The sequence below is a fragment of the Nocardioides albidus genome (assembly GCF_006335005.1).
Lineage (GTDB): Bacteria > Actinomycetota > Actinomycetes > Propionibacteriales > Nocardioidaceae > Nocardioides > Nocardioides albidus.
The window spans coordinates 112613-114730 of the sequence record NZ_VDMP01000020.1 but is presented as its reverse complement, the minus strand read 5'-3'; the positions used below and the strand labels follow the sequence as shown (position 1 = coordinate 114730).

The 2118-nt window shown below is 73.3% G+C and carries 3 protein-coding genes and 1 pseudogene; all 4 read left to right on the top strand.

Annotated features, from left to right (window positions below):
* Nucleotides 1–484: EamA family transporter (locus FHP29_RS22565; RefSeq protein WP_240044369.1), on the top strand; the 484-nt coding region annotated here is incomplete at its 5' end.
* 65 nt (nucleotides 485–549) lie between these two features.
* A complete protein-coding gene (locus tag FHP29_RS07235) occupies nucleotides 550–771 on the top strand; it encodes a hypothetical protein (RefSeq protein WP_139622186.1) in 222 nt (73 codons plus the stop codon).
* 41 nt (nucleotides 772–812) lie between these two features.
* On the top strand, nucleotides 813–1748 hold the full coding sequence (locus FHP29_RS07230; RefSeq protein WP_139622185.1) for an alpha/beta fold hydrolase: 936 nt from the start codon (nucleotides 813–815) through the stop codon (nucleotides 1746–1748).
* Nucleotides 1745–2118: pseudogene (locus FHP29_RS22010) on the top strand (PQQ-dependent sugar dehydrogenase); the annotation flags it as partial. The gene FHP29_RS07230 and the pseudogene FHP29_RS22010, both read left to right, overlap by 4 nt.

Here is a 2118-nt window from a genome sequence, read left to right as displayed (position 1 = left end):
CCTCCTGCTCGGCTTCGAGGGCGGGCACCTGGACCCCGTCGGCGTCGCGTACGCCGTCCTCGCGGGGGCGGCCTGGGCCGGCTACATCCTCTCCAGCGCGGCGACCGGACGCCGCTGGGAGGGCATCGACGGCCTGGCCGTGGCCAGCCTCGTCGCGGTCGCGCTGCTGACCCCGCTCCTGCTGAGCGTCGACCTGGACGACCTCGCCGACCAGCGGGTGCTCCTCCTCGGCGCCGCGGTCGGCCTGCTCAGCTCGGTGGTGCCCTACAGCGCCGAGCTCGCCGCGCTGCGCACGCTGCCGGCGGCGACCTTCGGTGTGCTGATGAGCCTGGAGCCGGCCGCCGCGGCGATGGCCGGGCTGCTGGTCGTCGGCGAGTCCCTCACGGCGGTGCAGTGGGCGGCGATGGGGTGCGTGATCGTCGCCAGCGTGGGCGCCACCCGCGCGACCCGGCGGACCGTTCACCCAGATGTCACCCCGCTGTGACCTGAGGCCCGGCTCCGGCTCCTAGCGTGGGGCGTCCCCATCCCCCACTCGGAGTCGACACCGCCATGTCACTGCCCGATCTGTTCCTGCCCGATCTGTCACTGCCCGATCCGCTGATCCGCATCGCCGACTCCTGGTCCGTCGCCCTCCAGCAGCGGGCCCGCCGCAACGCGATGGTCGCGCTCACCGCGTGCACCCAGCGCCGCGCCGAGCGCGAGGACGTCGAGGCCTTCCTCGCCGCCCGAGCCGAGGCGCGTCGTACCGAATCCGTCTCGCTGCACGCCTGACGTCCCCGGCCCGCGGGCGGGCGTCCGGCACAATCGGCGCCATGTCGACCTCCGCTCCCCGGCCCGAGCAGCGCGTCCGGTCCGCGTCGATCGCCTTCCGCGACATCCTGTCCGACGACGGGACCCATGTCCGGGCGTGGACGAACGACCCCGACGGCGAGATCGACGGTCCGACCGTCGTCCTGTGCAACGGTCTCGGCACCAACCCCTACCTGTGGCCCTGGCTGCTCGATCCCGACTGCGGCGTGCGCGTGGTGTCGTGGAACCACCGCGGCGTCGGGGGCTCCGAGCGGCCGGCCGACCCGAAGCACGTCGAGATCGAGCACTTCGTCGCCGACGGCCTGTCCGTGATGGACCACTTCGGCATCGACAGCGCCGTGCTGATGGGGTGGTCGATGGGCGTCAACACCGCCTTCGAGCTGACCTACCGCCACCCCGAGCGGGTGCGCGGGATCTTCGCGATGTGCGGCGTCCCCGGCGACACCTTCGCGACCATGCTCGGTCCGCTGCACCTGCCGCGTCTGGTCGCCCGCGCCGTCACCGTCAACGCGTGCCGGGTCGCCCGGCACGCCGGCTGGGCGGTCAACCCGCTCGCGCGCAGGATCCCCATGAACGCCGGCGTGGTCCGGCTGCTGGGCCGCACCGGCTTCATGTTCCCGGTCGCCGACCCGGAGGCCACCGCGATCGGACTGCAGGAGTTCCTCACCACGCCGGTCGACTGGTACGCCCATCTCGCCATCAGCACCTCGCGCCACCCCCGCGTCCGGCTCAGCCGGATCGAGGTGCCCACCATGTTCGTCTCCGCCAGTTGGGACGTCCTCGCCGGAGCCCGCGACATGGCGAGCGCCTCCGAGCGGCTCGCCGGCGCCGGACGACAGAGCTCGTACGTCGAGCTGCGCGGCTCGCACTTCGTCCAGCTGGAGCAGCCCGAGCGGGTCCACGGCCTGCTGCTGGACTTCCTGGAACAGACCTCGTGATCCCCCGCTCCCGCCTCGCCCCGGTCCGCGCGTCCGCCGTCCTCGCCGTACTGGCTCTCCTGACCGCCGGCTGCGGCCAGCAGGGCAACGTCAGCGAGGTCGACGTCATGGGCACGGCCACCGCCGCGCCCACCGGATCGGTCGTCGACGGCGAGGTCATCTTCACCATCGACGGCGTGCCCGATGTCGTCGCGACGGTGGCGAGCGGACTCGCGACGCCGTGGGGTCTCGACTTCCTGCCCGACGGCCGAGCGGTCGTCACCGAGCGTGACAGCGGCCGGGTGCTCGTGGTGACGCCGCCGGAGGTGGGCGGCAAGGGCCGGGCCACGAAGGAGCAGGGGAAGGTCGTCGAGGTCGGTCGCATCCCGGA

Excerpts from the sequence above, each read along its gene's own strand:
- FHP29_RS07230 (WP_139622185.1), top strand. The coding sequence starts at position 813 with ATGTCGACCTCCGCTCCCCGGCCCGAGCAGCGCGTCCGGTCCGCGTCG.
- FHP29_RS07235 (WP_139622186.1), top strand. The coding sequence starts at position 550 with ATGTCACTGCCCGATCTGTTCCTGCCCGATCTGTCACTGCCCGATCCG.